General features: G+C 67.6%; 11 protein-coding genes and 1 riboswitch. Of the genes, 3 read left to right on the top strand and 8 right to left on the bottom strand.

Annotated features, from left to right (window positions below; all coding sequences use genetic code 11):
* The first annotated feature begins 117 nt into the window (after window positions 1-117).
* A riboswitch (cobalamin riboswitch) is annotated at window positions 118-354 on the top strand.
* Between the two features lie 160 nt (window positions 355-514).
* Together KPL74_18065 and KPL74_18060 are read left to right on the top strand one after the other, a co-directional pair.
* Window positions 515-2407 carry a TonB-dependent receptor gene (locus tag KPL74_18065; protein QWT19641.1) on the top strand — a complete coding sequence of 631 codons (1893 nt, stop codon included), beginning with the start codon at window positions 515-517 and terminating at the stop codon, window positions 2405-2407.
* Between the two features lie 142 nt (window positions 2408-2549).
* A complete protein-coding gene (locus tag KPL74_18060; protein ID QWT19640.1) occupies window positions 2550-5717 on the top strand; it encodes an efflux RND transporter permease subunit in 3168 nt (1055 codons plus the stop codon).
* Window positions 5718-5720: 3 nt separating this feature from the next.
* Here KPL74_18060 and KPL74_18055 read toward each other — a convergent pair whose 3' ends face one another.
* The 3 genes from KPL74_18055 to KPL74_18045 all read right to left on the bottom strand — a co-directional run bounded on the left by KPL74_18055 (window position 5721) and on the right by KPL74_18045 (window position 10177).
* Window positions 5721-6278 (bottom strand): DUF2239 family protein, encoded by a 558-nt coding sequence (locus KPL74_18055; protein QWT19639.1) that lies wholly within the window; start codon window positions 6276-6278, stop codon window positions 5721-5723.
* Between the two features lie 71 nt (window positions 6279-6349).
* Window positions 6350-7123, bottom strand: coding sequence for a dioxygenase (locus tag KPL74_18050; GenBank protein QWT19638.1), 774 nt, complete (start codon window positions 7121-7123; stop codon window positions 6350-6352).
* A gap of 108 nt (window positions 7124-7231) precedes the next feature.
* Entirely contained in the window at window positions 7232-10177 is a 2946-nt protein-coding gene (locus tag KPL74_18045) for an EAL domain-containing protein (protein ID QWT19637.1), read from the bottom strand.
* Between the two features lie 254 nt (window positions 10178-10431).
* On the opposite strand from KPL74_18045, the gene KPL74_18040 reads away from it, so the two are divergent.
* Complete coding sequence (locus KPL74_18040; protein QWT19636.1) at window positions 10432-10965, top strand: acyloxyacyl hydrolase; 534 nt, start codon at window positions 10432-10434, stop codon at window positions 10963-10965.
* Window positions 10966-11312: 347 nt separating this feature from the next.
* Here the strand turns inward: KPL74_18040 and KPL74_18035 are convergent, their stop codons facing one another.
* The 5 genes from KPL74_18035 to KPL74_18015 all read right to left on the bottom strand — a co-directional run bounded on the left by KPL74_18035 (window position 11313) and on the right by KPL74_18015 (window position 16416).
* Complete coding sequence (locus KPL74_18035) at window positions 11313-12839, bottom strand: DHA2 family efflux MFS transporter permease subunit (protein QWT19635.1); 1527 nt, start codon at window positions 12837-12839, stop codon at window positions 11313-11315.
* 82 nt (window positions 12840-12921) lie between these two features.
* Window positions 12922-14136, bottom strand: coding sequence for an efflux RND transporter periplasmic adaptor subunit (locus KPL74_18030; protein ID QWT19634.1), 1215 nt, complete (start codon window positions 14134-14136; stop codon window positions 12922-12924).
* Window positions 14137-14169: 33 nt separating this feature from the next.
* A complete protein-coding gene (locus tag KPL74_18025; protein QWT19633.1) occupies window positions 14170-15621 on the bottom strand; it encodes an efflux transporter outer membrane subunit in 1452 nt (483 codons plus the stop codon).
* Between the two features lie 18 nt (window positions 15622-15639).
* A complete protein-coding gene (locus KPL74_18020) occupies window positions 15640-16098 on the bottom strand; it encodes a MarR family transcriptional regulator (GenBank protein ID QWT19632.1) in 459 nt (152 codons plus the stop codon).
* A gap of 75 nt (window positions 16099-16173) precedes the next feature.
* Window positions 16174-16416 carry a hypothetical protein gene (locus tag KPL74_18015; protein QWT19631.1) on the bottom strand — a complete coding sequence of 81 codons (243 nt, stop codon included), beginning with the start codon at window positions 16414-16416 and terminating at the stop codon, window positions 16174-16176.
* Between the last annotated feature and the right edge of the window lie 11 nt (window positions 16417-16427).

Below are 16427 nucleotides of genomic sequence, written 5' to 3'. Positions count from 1 at the left end.
ATGCGTAATTCCCTACGATCGGCAGCAATCAGTTGCGGTTGTAATCGATAGTTTTTACGAACGTCAAGTCCCGGTTAACAATTTGTGTGAAAACCGTGCCCTCGGTCCCGTTCGGGATTAGACTGTCGGGGTTCGGGTGTCCCGCGGCCTTCCTGGCTGGCGGGATGAAACGGGAAGCCGGTGCGCCGCGATGCGGCAAGGCCGGCACTGCCCCCGCAACGGTAGGCACCCGGGGCCTTGCGCCCCGCCTGACTGGCCAACGCCACTGCTTTTCGGAGCGGGAAGGCGCCAGCAAGGGCCCGTGGAGACGGGAGGGTGTGAGTCCGGAGACCGGCCCGAAACGCCCCTCGCGACCCGTCGCGGGGGTGTACCTGTTTCGGACGATTCGCGGCGGGCGGATCCGGACAGCTCCGTGGCGATGCCTTTCCGTCCCCGCGCGCCGTTCGACCTTGCCCTCCGTGCACGTCCCCGGTTTCAGATATGCCGCAAGCGCGGCACGAGGACGCTCCACACCATGAAGAAGACCCTGCTCGCGACGGCCCTGCTGTCGTCCATCGCCGTCGCGCACGCCGCCGACGCCCCCGAGAACCTGCCGTCGGTGGTCGTCACGGCCAACCGCGCCGCGACCCCGCTGGACGAGGTACTCGCCCCGGTCACCGTGATCACCCGCGACGACATCGAGCGCCTGCAGCCGATCAGCGTGCAGGACCTGCTGACCGGCCTGCCCGGCGTGGTGATGGCCAATTCCGGCGGTCTCGGCCAGCAGACCTCGATGTTCATGCGCGGCACCAACTCGGCGCACACGCTGGTGCTGATCGACGGCGTCCGCGTCGGCACCGTCGGTGCCGGCCTGCCGGCTTACGAGCAGCTCCCGGTGGAGCAGATCGACCATATCGAAGTGGTCCGCGGCCCGCGCTCCAGCCTGTACGGCTCGGACGCGATCGGCGGCGTCATCCAGATCTTCACCCGTCACGGCGTGGCCGGCGAAGCGCCGACGCCCAGCGTTTCGGTCACCGGCGGCAGCCACAGCTACAACGCCGAACAGGTCGGCCTCTCCGGCGGCACCACCCACGGCTGGTACAACGCCAGCCTCGGCGGCCAGTACACCGCGGGCATCAACGCCTGCCGGATCGGCGCGGGCTCGGCCTTCAAGGGCTGCTTCACCGACGAGCCGGACCACGATGCCTACCGCACCTACAACGGCGCGCTCTCCGGCGGTTACCGCTGGGACGACGGCACCGAGCTCACCGGCAGCTGGCTGCGCAGCAAGGGCACCATCGAATACGACGGTGACTTCCAGAACCTGACCCGCCGCTCGCAGCAGGTCGCCGGCGGCAAGCTCAGCTTCGACGCCATGGCCGACTGGCGCATGTCGGTCAGCCTGGGCCAGAACCAGGACCGCGCCGACAACTACCTCAACGGCTCGCAGAAGACCTGGTTCGACGCCAACTTCAACCCGGTGCTGGGCGCGGACAAGCTGCGCACCGGCTACCTGTACTCGAAGCGCAACCAGGCCGCGTGGCAGAACGACATCACCCTGGCCCCGGGCCAGGTGCTGAGCGCGGGCGTGGACTACCAGCAGGAGAAGCTGGACAGCGATACGGATTATCTCAAGACCACCCGTAACAACACCGGCGTCTTCGCGCTCTACCAGGGCGTGTTCGGCCCGCACGAGATCCAGCTTTCGGCGCGCCACGACCACAACACCCAGTTCGGCAACCACACCACGGGCTCGGCCGCCTACGGCTTCCGCTTCGATAACGGCATGCGGATCACCGCGTCGTACGGCAGCGCCTTCCACGCGCCGACCTTCAACGACGAGTACTACCCGTACGGCACCCCGGTGAACCTGAAGCCGGAAACCTCGCGCACGGCCGAAATCGGCCTCAGCAGCCGCCCGGGCATCTGGAACTGGGCGGTCAACGCCTACCAGACCAAGGTCAACGACCTGATCGGGTTCGACGCCAACTTCCTGCCGATCAACGTCAGCGAAGCGCGGATCCGCGGCCTCGAAGGCCAGCTTGGCGCCGACCTCGACGGCTGGCACCTGCGCGCCTACGCCACCCTGCAGCAGCCGCTGAACCGCGATAACGGCCCGAACGAGGACAACCTGCTCGCCCGCCGCCCGCGTCGCACCGGTCGCGTGGACCTGGACAAGGACCTGGGCATGTTCACCGTGGGTGGCTCGGTGTACGCCGCCGGCTACAGCTACGACGACGCCGCGAACGGCACCCGCCTGGGCGGTTACACCACCGCCGACCTGCGTGCCACCTGGCACCTGGACAGCGCCTGGAGCGTGCAGGGCCGCGTCGCCAACGTCGCCGACAAGCACTACGAGACCGTGGCCTATTACAACCAGCTGGGCCGGACCTACTACGTGACGGTGCGCTTCTCGCCGAATCCGTAAGTCCTGACCGAGGGGAAACCTGTTGGAACAGGTTTCCCCTGCCTTATGGCAGGGGCCTGACGGACGGCACAGGCGACGGCGGCCCCCATGACGGCATAAAGTGCGCGGCGCGGGGGCGTTTCCCGCTGTCACAGGATGTGTCGTGAACTTCTTTGCTCCCTTCATCCGTCGGCCCCGGGGTACGTCGCTGCTTGCAGCGGGCCTCACCCTGGCTGGCATCCTCGCCTACATGTTGCTGGGCGTGGCCGCGTTGCCGTCGATCGAAGTGCCGGCCGTGTTCATCCAGGCGCAGATGCCGGGCGCCAACGCGCAGGTGATGGCGTCCACGGTGATCGCGCCGCTGGAGCGCCACCTCGGCCAGATCCCCGGCGTGGACCGGATGTACTCGAACAGCACGGAAGGTGCTGGCTTCGTCCGCCTGCAGTTCACCATGGACCGCTCCACCGACGCCGCCGCGCGCGACGTGCAGGCCGCGATCAACGCATCGCTGGTCGACATGCCGGCCGGCATGCCGAGCCCACCGCAATACTTCAAGTTCGATACCGGGCAGATCCCGGTGCTGCTGGTGTCGTTCACTTCGAAGACGATGCCGGCGGACAAACTGTTCGACGTGGTCGATACGCTGATCCGCCCCGCGGTGTCGCAGATCGACGGCGTCGCCCGCGTGCAGGTGTTCGGTGGCACGCCGCACGCGGTGCGCGTGGAGCTGGATACCAACGCGCTGGCGACCAAGAACCTCACCGCCAACGACGTGTCGAACGCACTGCAGGCGGCCAACGTGAATTCGCCGCAGGGCCTGCTCTCCGACGGCCGCTCGCAGATGACGGTGATCGCGAACGACGGCCTGCGCGACGCCGACCAGTTCGCCAACATCCTCATCGCCATGCGCAACGGTACGCCGGTGCGCCTGTCCGACATCGCGAAGGTCACCAGCGGCCAGCAGGACATCTACCAGAAGGCGTGGTTCCAGGGCGAACGCTCGGTAAGCATGCAGATCAGCAAGCGACCCGAAGCCAACTCGATCGCCACCGCCGATGCGATCCGCGCCGCGCTGCCACGCTTCCGCGCGATGCTGCCTGCCGATGCGCAGGTGACCCCCATCTTCGACCTCACCCAGACCACCCAGTCAGCACTGCACGAAGTGAAGCTGGCACTGATGATCTCGGTGGTGATGGTCTGCCTGGTGATGCTGGTGTTCCTGCGCCGGCTCGGTCCCACGCTGATCGCCACGCTCAGCGTGCCGCTATCGCTTGCGGGCGCGTTCGTGGTGATGTGGACGCTGGGCTACACGCTCAACACCATGTCGCTGATGGCGCTGGTGCTGTGCATCGGCTTCGTCGTCGACGATGCGATCGTGGTGATCGAGAACATCGTCCGGCACATGGAAAACGGCTCCGCGCCGATGCCCGCCTCGCTGGAAGGCGTGCGCGAGATCGGCTTCACCGTCATCTCGATCACCATCTCGCTGGTCGCCGTGTTCGCGCCGCTATTGTTCGGCAACAACATGATCACCAAGCTGCTGCGCGAGTTCTCGGTGACGCTGGCGGCGGCGGTGCTGATCTCGGCCGTGGTCTCGCTCACCCTGACCCCGGCGCTGTGCGCGCGTTACCTCAAGCACGACGCGCCGGACCGCGTGCCGGGCCGGCTGGAAAAAGCACTCGAACGCTTTGATCGCGGCTTCCTTCGCCTGTACGAACGCGGCCTGGACTGGTCGATGCGCCACCGCCGGATCATGCGCTGGCAGCCGATCACGCTGCTGGTGGCCACGGTGGTGCTCGCCATCGCCGTGGTGAAGACGGCGGGCGGCAACTTCATGCCCGACGAAGACACCGGCATGATGCAGGCACAGATCACCGCCGATGCGAACATCTCGCCGGACGAGATGACCCGCCGGCTGAATCGCGTGGCCGAGATCATGCAGAAGGATTCCACCGTGGCGGACGTCACCGCGATCCTCGGCGGCGACAACGGCGGCGCGGTCGGCAACCAGGGCATGATGTTCATCGACCTCAAGCCGAAGGGCAGCGGGCCGAACGAGCGGCATGAATCCATCAAGGAAATCATGGACCGCATGGGCAAGGAGTACGACAAGCTCTCCGACGTCCAGGTGTTCATGAACCCGGTGCAGTTCCTCGGCGGCGGCGGTGGCAACAGCAACCGCGGGCAGTACTCGTTCCAGCTGATCAGCACCGGCGGCGAAAGCCTCGAACCGTGGACGCTGAAGCTGGTGCAGATCATGCGTGGCATGAAGGAGTTCCGCGACGTCGGCAGCGACTTCGACGTGGTCGGCAAGCAACAGATGCTGCAGGTGGACCGCGACGCGGCCAGCCGCCTGCAGGTCGGCATGGGCATGATCGACACCGCGCTGTACAACGCGTTTGGCCAGCGCCAGGTCTCGGTGATCTATTCGGACATCAACCAGTACTGGGTGGTGTTGACCGCAGCGGCCGCGGAGTCGCTGTCGCCGCAGTCGCTGCTCAACACTTACGTGAAGAACAACGCGGGCAACATGATCCCGCTGTCGGCCGTCGCGCATATCGCGCCGATCAGCACGCCCAGCGCGGTCACTCACCAGAACCAGCTCGAATCGGCCGACGTCACCTACAACCTCGCCCCGAAGATCTCGCCGGACAAGGGCAACAACCTGGTCGAACAGGCCGTGGCGCGGCTGAAGCTGCCCGAAGGCGTGCGCATGGACTTCACCGGCGCCAACCAGCGCCTGCGCGACGCGCAGTCCAACGGCATGGTGCTGCTGATCGGCGCGATCCTCGCCGTGTACATCGTGCTGGGCGTGCTCTACGAGAGCCTCGGCCATCCGCTGACCATCCTGTCGACGCTGCCCGCGGCCGGTGCCGGTGCCTTCCTCGCGATGCTGGTGACGCAGACCCAGGTCACCCTGATGGCGATCATCTCGGTGTTGCTGCTGATCGGCATCGTGAAGAAGAACGCGATCCTGATGGTGGACTTCGCGCTCACCGCACAACGCGAGAAAGGCATGTCGCCGGTGGAGGCGATTCGCCAGGCGGCCCTGGTCCGCTTCCGGCCGATCACGATGACGACGCTGGTCGCCATGGGTGCGGCGCTACCGCTGGCGATCGGCTTCGGCGTCGGTTCGGAAATGCGCCGCCCGCTGGGTATCGCGATCGTCGGCGGCCTGCTGGTCTCGCAGCTGCTGACCCTGCTCAGCACGCCGGCGATCTACCTGTGGAGCCACGATCGCAAGGAGCGCAAGGTGCGGCGGAAGTACCGCCGCGTGCTGAAGCAGCGCGCCAGGGCGTGGAAGAAACTGCGCAAGGCGCGCGGGGCGTAAGCCTCAGTACGCCGCGGCGGCGGCCAGCGAGCGCACGTAGTCGCGCACGTCGGCCGGCCACGCGTCGGTCAGGCCGCGGAAGCGTTCGGTGTCGCGCCGATGGAAGGCGCGCGATGCCTCTTCGTAACCGGGCAGGTCGCCGGCCAGCGCCAGCATCACCCGGTCGAGCGCTTCGGCGGCCTGGCGCACGCGGTCGCTGCCCGCGTTCTCGCGGCTGGCGTTCTCCACCAGCCGGCGCAGCGCGACCGAGGCACCACCGGGCTGGCCCGCCAGCCATTCCCAGTGCCGCGGCAGCAGGGTAACTTCGCGCGCCACCACGCCCAGCCGTGGCCGGCCGGGGCCACGCCGCGGCGGCAGGGCTTCGCCGGGCAGGCGGGCGAGCACGTCGTGCGTGGTGCCGCGATAGTCGAGGTCGAACGGGCGCCCGGTGCTGTCGTCGTAGACGATCGGGCTGGCGTTGGGCTGGGCATCGAGCAGGGCCTTGCAGCGCTCGGCCACGATGGCGAGCGTGCCGGCGGCAACGCGCCGCTGGCCGTCGAAGGCGGTGAAGTGGGTGGTCATGGGGGTTCTCCGTGAAACACCCGGCAAATATTACCCGGAATAAATTACCCGTCAATAGTGCCCGGGTAAATTCATAGGCCCCACGCGAAGCAGTCCATCGACAGCACCCCGTAGGTCACCCCGCCATCGATCGCCATCGCGGCGTCGTTGCCGGCCGCGCCCGCGGCCACCAGCAGGGGCAGGTAGTGCTCCTCGCTGGGGTGGGCGCGCAGGGCGGACGGGGCACGCCGGCGGTAGTCGCGCAGCGTCGCCGTGTCGCCGGCGAGCACCGCCCCGCGCGCCCACGCCGCGAAGGCCTGGGCGTAGTCCTCGGTGTCGCGGCTGGGCCGCGCTTCGCGCAGGTTATGGGTGAGGCTGCCCGAGCCGATCACGGCCACGCCGCGCTCGCGCAACGGGGCCAGCGCCTTGCCCAACGCCAGCGCCGAGTCGACATCGAGGTTATGCGGCATCGACACCTGCAGCACCGGGGTATCGGCCTCGGGGCGCAGGTAGCGCAGCGGCACCCACGCGCCGTGGTCGAGCCCGCGGTCGCTGTCGACCAGCGTCGAAAATCCGTGCTCGATCAGCAGCGCGGCCGTTTCCGCGGCCAGCGCCGGCAGGCCGGGCGCGGGGTAGGACAGCGTGTAGAGCTCCGGCGCGAAGCCACCAAAGTCGTGGATCGTTGACGGACGGGCGGCACCGCCCACGCGGACGCCGCAGGTCTGCCAGTGCGGCGAGACGACGACGAGCGCGGTGGCGCCGGCAAGCTGCTCGCCCAGCGCCGTCAGCCGGCTACCGAGCAGGCCCGGTTCCAGCGCGAAGGTCGGGGCGCCGTGGGAGACGAAGATCGCGGGTGCGCGTTGCATGGCGAAAGCCTGGGGAGGGGTGTGGGGACACCGTCCAATGTAGGCATCGCGTGGGCGCGGATAAACCGCCGCGCGGCGAACGGATTGGCGCCGTGGACGAACGCTGGCTCAGCTGACCGTGGCGGGGGCCTGGCCCAGCTCGCCGACCGGCACCGGGCGCGCGAACAGGAAGCCCTGCATCGCCGTGCATCCCTCTTTTTCCAGCCATTCGCGCTGGCTTTGCGTCTCGACGCCCTCGGCCACCACCTGCAGGTTGAGGCTGCGCGCGAGGAAGATGATCGAGCGACAGATCGAGGCATCCACCGCGTCTTCCAGCAAGGCGCTGGTGAAGTGGCGGTCGATCTTGATCTTGTCCAGCGGCAGGCGCGACAGGTAGGTGAGGTTCGAGTAGCCCGTGCCGAAGTCGTCCAGCGCGATGCTGACGCCCATCGCGCGCAGCTCGTGCAGCGTGCGGATGGCGCGCTCGGGTTCCTTCATGAACGCGCTTTCGGTGAGCTCCAGTTCCAGCGCCGATGCGCTGGCACCGGTTTCGCGCAGGGCCTGGCGTACTTCGGCGACCAGGTCGGAGTGGGCCAGCTGCTGCGCCGAGATGTTCACCGCCACGCGGCAGCCCGGGCCGAGCAGGTCGACCACGCGGCGTTGCTGGCGGCACGCTTCGCGCAGCACCCACTGGCCGATCGGCACGATGGCGCCGGTTTCCTCCAGCAGCGGGATCAGCCGGTCGGGGTAAGCCAGGTCACCCGGCGCGAGTGGCCAGCGCAGCAGCGCTTCGACGCCGATCGGGCGGCCGGTGACGCCATCGTGCTGGGTCTGCCACGCCAGCGACAGTTCCTGGTCGAGGCTCGCCGGCGACAGCCGGGTGATCACGGTCAGCCGCGCCATCGCCGTCGTATGCATGTCGGCCGAGTAGCACTTCCACGTGTGGCGGCCGGAACGCTTCGCGTCGTACATCGCGGTGTCGGCGTTGCGGATCAACGTGTCGGCATCCAGGCCATCGCGCGTGGCGAAGGCGACGCCGATGCTGCACTTCAGCCGCTGCAGCGTGCCGCTGACTTCCAGCGGCTCTTCGATGGCGCGCTGGATCCGCGGCAACACGTCGAGCGCCTTCGCCGGCGGACCGTCGAACGGCAGCATCGCCAGGAATTCATCGCCACCGAAGCGGCCGACCTGGCCCGCACCGTCGAGCACGTCGCCCAGCTTGATCGCGATGTCGTGCAGGACCTGGTCGCCCAGTGCGTGGCCGAGCGCATCGTTGATGAACTTGAAGTGGTCGAGGTCGATGAACAGCACCATCAGGCCCGAGCGATCGCGCACGCAGTTGCGCACCAGCGCATCCAGCTGCTCGCGCAGGGCGCGGCGGTTCGGCAGGCCGGTCAGCTCGTCGTGGGTCGCCTGGTGGTTGAGGCGTTCCTCGTAGAGGCGCTGCTCGGTCACGTCGCGGACGATGACCAGCGTGCCGCGGCCGCGTGAGTCCTTGTAATCGGACAGCGCCAGCTCGGCTTCGAACGGCATGCCGCGCATCGGCTCGAGCCATGCGGTGACACCGGCGCCCTCGGTGGTGCCAGTGCGGATCGCCGCCAGCGCGTCGCTGTCCATCAGCTCGGAGGCATCGCGCCCGTTCAGCACCTCGCCCGGCATGCCGAGGCGTTCCTCGGCCAGCGGGTTGGCGTAATCGATGCGATCGTCGCGGACCACCAGCAAGGGCAGCGGCAGGCGCGACAGCAGCTTGCGCAGGGCCGCCTCGCTGGCGGCCAGGTCGCGATCGGACTCGCGCAGGCGCTGGCGGGTTTCATGCAGCGCGGTGATTTCGCTGATCGTGCCGGCGAGGATCGTCGCGCCTTCCTCGTTGGTGATCCGTGCGGCGCGCAGGTTTACCCGCACTTCCTGGCGATCGGGACGGCACAGCCGGTGTTCGATCTCGTATGGGCCGTCGCCGTGGGTGAAGCGTTCGAGCCACGCCGTCAGCGCGGCCTGGTCGTCGCGATGGACCAGCCGGTAATAGGTGCCGAGGCTGACGTCGGTACGTTCGGCGGGCAGGCCGGTGATCTCGTGCACGTGCCCAGACCACAGGATGCTGCGCGAGCGCATGTCGGCTTCCCACAGGCCGATGTGCCCGCTGCGCTGGACGTCGCCCAGGTGCCGGGCACTGCGCGTCAGCGCTTCGAGCAGGGTGCCCTGGCGCTGGTAGGCGCGGCCGAGCCACGCGGCCAGGCCGTTGAGGATCAACAGCAGCACCAGAGTGGCCAGCACGGTGGCCTGGGCCTGGCGCAGCCAGTCGTCGCGGATCGCACTGCGGTCGACGCCGACGCGGACGAACAGCGGATAGTTCGACGAGGCGGCCCACGCGTACATATAGTCGCCGTCTTCGTAGGTGCCCGTGGCGCCCGCGCCCGCGGCGGGTGGCGCCCAACGCTGGCTGACGCCGGCGCGGTTGGTCGCGAACAGCTGGCCTGTCGACGAGAACATGCCGATCACGGCCGTCTGGCTGAGCATCGAGTGGCGCAGCGCGTCGGTGGCGCCGGCGCTGCCGATTCGCGTGCCGAAGCTGGCCGGGTTGGCGACACGCGAATCGACCACGACACGGATGGTCGGGCCCAGGCCGTCCCGCGCATCCGCCACGCTGACCCGGACGCTGGCGCCCAGCGCGTTGAGGCGGGGCGCGTCACGCACGCCGCGCCAGCCGTCGCGCTGCGGAGGCCGGGTGGACGCGATCACCTCGCCGGCCGGGTCCATCGCGACGAAATTCGCAAGTTCCGGATGCCGCGCGTGGACTTCTTCGAGCGCCGTGGTCAATGGACCCGGGTCGGCGCTGGTGACGCCATTGCGCAGGGCCAGCAAGGGGCCGAGGCTGGCGTTGATGTTCTGGTCGAGCATCCGGATCAGGCCGGAGGCGGCGCCGGTTGCCTGGCGCTGGCTGCTGCCGAGCATGCGCCGGTAGGCGTCGAACTGCAGGTGCGCCACGATGGCGACGACGCCGACGGAGAGCGCGGCGGCAGCCAGCCAGAGCGCCACGCGGATGCGACGCGCGCGCAGCTTGGTGGCCCCCTTGTCCATCGCCCCTGTCACCTTTGCTGTCGCCTCGCATGCCATGTGAGGGCATGCGCCGTGGCAAACCCATGCACTGTATCGGCCAGAAAGGCTGGCTCTTGAGATGCCCGTGAAGCACGCGTAGCCAATCCTGCACTTTCCCGGCAGAAATATTCTGTGCCTACCCCCTTTTTTCACGCTGGCTGAACACTATTTACCGAACGATTCAGTTCACAAATCGCGCCACACACAAACGTCCCACCATAAGGACCAGTCTCCACATGCGCTCGTCCCGCGTCGCACTCAGCCTTCTCGCCGCCCTCTCGCTTTCCGCCGCCGCCTTTCCCGCCGCCGCCGACACCCATATCGAGCTTCAGGGTGGCCGCAGCTACATGGATTCGCACGCCACGAATGCGTTCTTCATCGAATCGGTGTTCAACGCCTACCCGATCGGTGCCAGCCGGTTCACCTGGTCGCCCGACGTCTCGATCGGCTACATCAAGGGACGCGACATCGGCCGCTATGCCGACTCCCATCCGGGCGTGACCAATAACGTGTGGGTCGGCGCCGCCGGTGCGCGCCTGCACTACGGCACGGACGGCGACTGGTACCACCCGTTCTTCTTCAGCTTCCAGGTGGCCGGCACCGCCGGTGGCCGCACCCAGGCGCTGAGCTCGGGCTACGAGTTCGTCAGCACCCTGGGCTGGCAGTGGAAGTACCTGAGCTTCCAGGTCCGCCACATCTCCAACGGCAGCTTCAAGGAACCCAACCGCGGCGAGACCATGGCCCTGGTCGGCATCGGCTTCGATATCTGACCCCCGGCGCAGGCGCTGCCCTGTTCGTATCTAACCCCGCGGCGCCGCCTCTGTAGGAGCGCGCCTGCGCGCGAACGGGCAAATCCGCAGACCCGAAATCCTGCAGACGCGAAATCCATGGCCTGGAAAAAGGCATGACCTGAAAAACCCATGCCCCATAACGAAAGAGGCGTTGAACGACATCCGGGACGATGTTGTTCAACGCCTCTTTCGTTTTACGTCGCACCCCGGGGGGTTCGCCACACCCCGGGGGGTTCGCCACACCCCGGGGGATTCATCGCACCCGCGGGGTTATCGCACCCGCGGAGTTATCGCACCCGGGAATCGCGCGCAGGCGCGCTCCTACACTAGTGGCCTGAGGCGGCGGGGCCGGCCTTGGCGGCGAACGGCGGCTTGGCTAGCCAGACGATGAAGATCAGCCCGACGAAGATGAACCCGAGCATGTAGAACACCTCGTTGAACGAGATCTGGTACGCCTGGTTGGTGATCATCGCGTTGACCGACGACGTGGCGTATTGCGGATCACCGTGGCCGATCTGGGTCAGTGCCTGCTGGGTGTTCGGGTTGAACGGGGTGAAGTTCTCGGCCAGCCGCTCATGGTGGACGATGGCGCGGTGGTCCCACAGGAACGTGGTGAGCGACGCGGCGAAGCTGCCGCCCAGCGTACGCAGGAACGTCGCCAGGCCCGAGCCCGCCGCGATCTCGCGCGGCTGCAGGTCGGAAAGCAGGATCGACAGCACCGGCATGAAGAACAACGCCACGCCCAGGCCCTGGATAAGCTGGACCATCGCGACACTGTAGAAGTCGATGTCGAGATAGAAGTCCGAGCGCATGAAGCAGGTTGCGCCCATCACGATGAAGGCACCCGAGGCGAGCACGCGCAGGTCGAACTTGTGCGCATACCGGCCGACGAACGGGGTGAGGATCACCGGGATGATGCCCAGCGGCGCCGCGGCCAGGCCCGCCCATGTCGAGGTGTAACCGACATTGCGTTGCAACCACTGCGGCACCAGCAGGCCGATCGCGAAGAACGCCGCGTACGCCAGCACCAGGCACAACGTGCCCATCGCGAAGTTCCGATGCCGGAATAGCTTCAGGTTCACGATCGGGTCCTTGTCCGTGAGTTCCCAGATCAGGAACACGGCGAGGCCGATGGCGGCGATGATCGCGGTGACCACGATGAACGGCGACGAGAACCAGTCTTCGTCGTTGCCCTTGTCGAGCACCACCTGCAAGGCGCCCACGCCGATGATCAGCGTGATCAGGCCCACGTAGTCGACCTTCGGTTTCTCGGTGACTTCCGGACGGCCCTTCATCTGGTTCGCCACGACGAAGCTGGCGAAGATGCCGATCGGCACGTTGATGAAGAAGATCCACGGCCAGGTGTAGTTGTCCGTGATCCAGCCACCGAGGATCGGGCCCGCGATGGGCGCGACCACGGTCACCATCGCCAGCAAGGCCAGCGCCATGCCGCGTTTCGCTGGTGGATAGATCGAGATCAGCAGCGACTGGGTGATCGGGTACATCGGGCCTGCCACCGCCCCCTGGATGGCGCGGAACAGGATCAGCATGCTCATGCTCTGCGCGATGCCACACAGGAACGAGGCAAGCGAGAACAACAGCGTCGCCCACACGAACAGCTTGGTTTCACCGAAGCGACGGGTGAGGAAGCCGGTGAGCGGCAACGCGATGGCGTTGCTCACCGCGAACGAGGTGATCACCCAGGTGCTCTGGTTGGAACTGACACCAAGGTTGCCCGCGATGGTCGGCAGCGACACGTTCGCGATCGTGGTGTCCAGCACCTGCATGAAGGTCGCGAGCGATAACCCGACCGTGGACAGCGCCAGGTTTGGCGGTCGAAATTCGGTGCTCATGGATAAGCCTGGTCGTTAGATGAGGAGCCGCGAGGGAGGCGCGGGTGCGTCGACGTCGTCGACGCACCCGCGGGCCGGTCCCTTACTTCGGAGCCTGCTGCTGCTCGGCGCCGTCGCCGGCCGACGCGTTTTCATGGATCACGCGGGTGATGTCCTTGTCAGCGTCGGCAAGCTGCTTGTCGTACACGGTGGTCGAGAACTCGGGCTTGGTCGGCGCCTGCTTCGCCAGCAGCGCACCGCTCTGGTCGTGCAGCGAGACCGTGACCTTGGTCGACAGGCCCAGGCGCAGCGGCTTGTCTTCGAGCTGCTTCGGCTCGGTGAAGACCACGCGGACCGGCACGCGCTGGACGATCTTGATCCAGTTACCGGTGGCGTTCTGCGCCGGCAGGATCGAGAACGCGCTGCCGCTGCCGACGCCCAGGCTGCGCACCTTCGCCTTGTAGACGGTGTCGTTGCCGTACACGTCGGCGGTGACGTCGACCGGCTGGCCGATGCGCATGTGGGTCAGCTGGGTTTCCTTGAAGTTGGCGTCGATCCACACCTCGTGGAGCGGCACGACGGCCATCAGGGCGGCACCCGGCTGCACGCGCTGGCCGACCTGGACGGTGCGCTTGGCGACGTAACCGTCGACCGGCGCGACCATCGTCGAGCGAACGAAGTCGAGGTAAGCCGAGCGCAGCTTGGCGGCTGCGGCACGCACGTCGGGATGCGACGCGACCACGGTGTCGTCGACCAGCACCTTGCTGCTGCTGTACGACTGCTTCGCCGAAGCGAGGCTGCTTTCGGCCGAGGTCAGCGTGTCCTGTGCGTGGGACAGTTCTTCCGCGGAGATCGCACCGCTCTTGGCGAGGTCGCGACGGCGGTTGTAGTCCTGGCGGGCACGATCGACGGCGGTCTGGCGCACCGAGACATCGGCCTGGGCCGAGGTCACGTTGTTGTACAGGCCACGCACGCGACGCACGGTGTTGGCGAGGTTGGCGCGGGCGCTTTCCAGGTTCACCTCGGCATCGCTCGGGTCGAGCTTCACCAGCACGTCGCCCTGGTGGACGAGGTCGCCGTCGTCGGCGCCGATCGAGGTCACGGTGCCGGCGATCTGCGGGGTGATCTGCACGACGTTGCCGTTGACGTAGGCGTCGTCGGTGTCTTCGTACCAGCGGCCGTCCACGAAGTACCACACCGTCCAGCCGATCGCGGCGAGGATGATGATCAGGACGAGAAGCTTGAGGAACAGGCCGCGGCGGCTTTTCGGCGGCGGCGCCACGGTCGTGCCGGTGGGGGCAAGGGTGTCTTGGGACATCGTCATGTGCCTTCGGAAATGAGGTGTGTGTGCTTAATGGGTGGCGGCGTCGGCGACGGGCTGGTCGCCGGCTTCGGGGCGGAAACCGCCGCCGAGCGCCTGGATGAGCTGGACCGAGGTGTCGACCTGCTCGGCACGCAGCGACACCAGTCGCTGTTCGGCCTCGAGCAGTTGCTGGCGCACCACGAGCGAATCGAGGTAGCTGCCGACGCCGGCCTTGTAGCGCTGCTGCGAAAGGTCATACGCCTGCTGCGCGGCATCGTGTGCGCGCTGCTGGGCCTGCAGCTGCGCGTTAAGCGCATCCAGGCCAGCCAGGTCGTCGGCCACTTCGTTCACGGCACCGACCAGGGTCTGGTTGTACTGCGCCACGGCGAGGTCGTACTGCGCATCCTTGCCGGCGAGGTTCGCGCGCAGGCGGCCACCGTCGAAGATCGGCAGGCTGACGGCCGGCAGCACCTGCCAGAAGCGTGCGGCCGAGGAGAACAGGTTGTCCGAACCGCCGGCCGCCTGCGCGGCGAGGATGCCGAGCGTGACGTTGGGCAGGAACTTCGTCTTCGCCGAATCGATGTCCTTCGAGGCGGCTTCGACGCGCCAGCGCGCAGCGACCAGGTCGGCGCGGTGGCCGAGGATGTCGGCCGGCACGTTGGCCGGCACGGCCACCGTCGACGGCTGCATGGTCGTCGGGCGATCGATGTCGAGGCCGCGGTCCGGGCCCTTGCCTAGCAGCATGCTGAGCGAGGTGCGCGCGGAATCGATCGCACGCTGCGCAACAGCCATCTCGCGTTCGGCGGAGGCGACTTCGCTGTCCGACTGCTTGACCTGGATCTGGTTGTCCACGCCGGCGGCGACGCGCTGGCGGGTCAGGTCGCGCGAGCTGCGGCTGCGCTCCAGTTCCGCCTTGGCCACGTCCATCTGGTCGAACGCGTAGCCGAGCTGCACGTAGGCGCGGGCGACGTTGGTCGAGATCTCGATGCGCGCGGCGCGGGCGTCGACTTCGGCGGCACGCTGCGAACCCACCGCGGCCTCGAACTCGGCGCGCTTGCCGCCCCACAGGTCGAGGTCCCAGTTGAAGCTACCGTAACCGTACTTGGTCCAGCTGAAGTGGCCGAGCTCATTGCCGACCAGCCCTTCGGGCAGGTGCGCGCCGGCCGCGCCGGCGCCGACGTTGAAGGTCGGGGCACGGTTGGCGTCGGCCGATCCGGCCTGGGCCTGGGCCTGGCGCACGCGTGCATCGGCGGCGGCCAGGTTCGGGTTGTCCTTCAGGGCTTCTTCGATCAGCGCGGACAGGCGGGCATCGCCCAGGCCCGTCCACCAGTCGGCAGCCGGCCACGTCGCCGTGGCGCCGTCGCCCTTGGCCAGGCTCTTGTCGGCGTGGAGGGTGGCCGGGTCGGTCAGGTGGCCCTGCGGATCCAGTCCGCGGCTGGTGACACAGCCGGAAAGGACGAAGGCGGCACCGATGGCCGCCACGAAGGTGTGCAGACGCATGCGTTTTGCCTCAGATGGTCAGTTTTTTTCGCGCAACGCGTCGAGGACGCGCTGCAGGTAATCGATGAGCTTTGCGCGCTCGTCCGTCGACAGGCTCTTCTGCGCGCGATCCAGCGTGGCCACGTTGCTCTCATGCAGGTGGCGCCACAGCGCCACGCCCGCTTCGGTGAGCTCGATGCGCAGCGCGCGACGGTCCTGCTCGTGCGGCTGGCGGCGCAGGTAGCCCTTGGCTTCCAGCTGGTCCAGCTGCCGGGTCATCGCGCCACCGTCCAGGTCCACCGCGCGGGCTAGTTCAGTGGCCGTCATCGGGCCCTGGTTGGCGAGGCGCTTGAGCACGTGGAACTGGGTGAACTTGAGGTCGGCGCCCTGGGCGGACAGGTCGGCCTCGATGGCCCGCACGATCTCCCCGCGAACCATGCCGATAAGGGCGCCGAGACTGTCCCGGCCGTCAGGGGAAATGCACAGGTTGGTGTTCATGGACGTGCATTCTATTGCCTCGCGTTTAATTGTCAAGGCAAATATACCGATGTCATATATTTCGCTGGTGACGGCCTACTCCTCGTCGGCTAGCAGGGCGGCCAGCGCCGGGTCGCGTACGGCGAACAGCTCGAACACGCCGAGCGCCCTTAGGGTCGGCAACTGGGCCAGCAGCCGAGGCTCCAGGCGGCGCCGCTGCTCTTCCGTGGTGGTGCCGTCGAGCATGGCGTGGGCGCAGGCAACGAACGTGACCAGGGCGTCACCGGCATCGGTGTCCTCGCGCAGGTCAGTCAAATCGGTGGTGACGAGACGGATCATGGGGGTCTCCG

The sequence above is a fragment of the Bacillus sp. NP157 genome, assembly GCA_018889975.1.
GTDB lineage: Bacteria > Pseudomonadota > Gammaproteobacteria > Xanthomonadales > Rhodanobacteraceae > Luteibacter.
The sequence above is the reverse complement of the archived record's forward strand: the minus strand, read 5'-3'. Positions and strand labels throughout refer to the sequence as shown.

Excerpts from the sequence above, each read along its gene's own strand:
- KPL74_18065 (QWT19641.1), top strand. The coding sequence starts at position 515 with ATGAAGAAGACCCTGCTCGCGACGGCCCTGCTGTCGTCCATCGCCGTC.
- KPL74_18055 (QWT19639.1), bottom strand. The coding sequence starts at position 6,278 with ATGACCACCCACTTCACCGCCTTCGACGGCCAGCGGCGCGTTGCCGCC.
- KPL74_18050 (QWT19638.1), bottom strand. The coding sequence starts at position 7,123 with ATGCAACGCGCACCCGCGATCTTCGTCTCCCACGGCGCCCCGACCTTC.
- KPL74_18045 (QWT19637.1), bottom strand. The coding sequence starts at position 10,177 with ATGGACAAGGGGGCCACCAAGCTGCGCGCGCGTCGCATCCGCGTGGCG.
- KPL74_18040 (QWT19636.1), top strand. The coding sequence starts at position 10,432 with ATGCGCTCGTCCCGCGTCGCACTCAGCCTTCTCGCCGCCCTCTCGCTT.
- KPL74_18035 (QWT19635.1), bottom strand. The coding sequence starts at position 12,839 with ATGAGCACCGAATTTCGACCGCCAAACCTGGCGCTGTCCACGGTCGGG.
- KPL74_18030 (QWT19634.1), bottom strand. The coding sequence starts at position 14,136 with ATGTCCCAAGACACCCTTGCCCCCACCGGCACGACCGTGGCGCCGCCG.
- KPL74_18025 (QWT19633.1), bottom strand. The coding sequence starts at position 15,621 with ATGCGTCTGCACACCTTCGTGGCGGCCATCGGTGCCGCCTTCGTCCTT.
- KPL74_18020 (QWT19632.1), bottom strand. The coding sequence starts at position 16,098 with ATGAACACCAACCTGTGCATTTCCCCTGACGGCCGGGACAGTCTCGGC.
- KPL74_18015 (QWT19631.1), bottom strand. The coding sequence starts at position 16,416 with ATGATCCGTCTCGTCACCACCGATTTGACTGACCTGCGCGAGGACACC.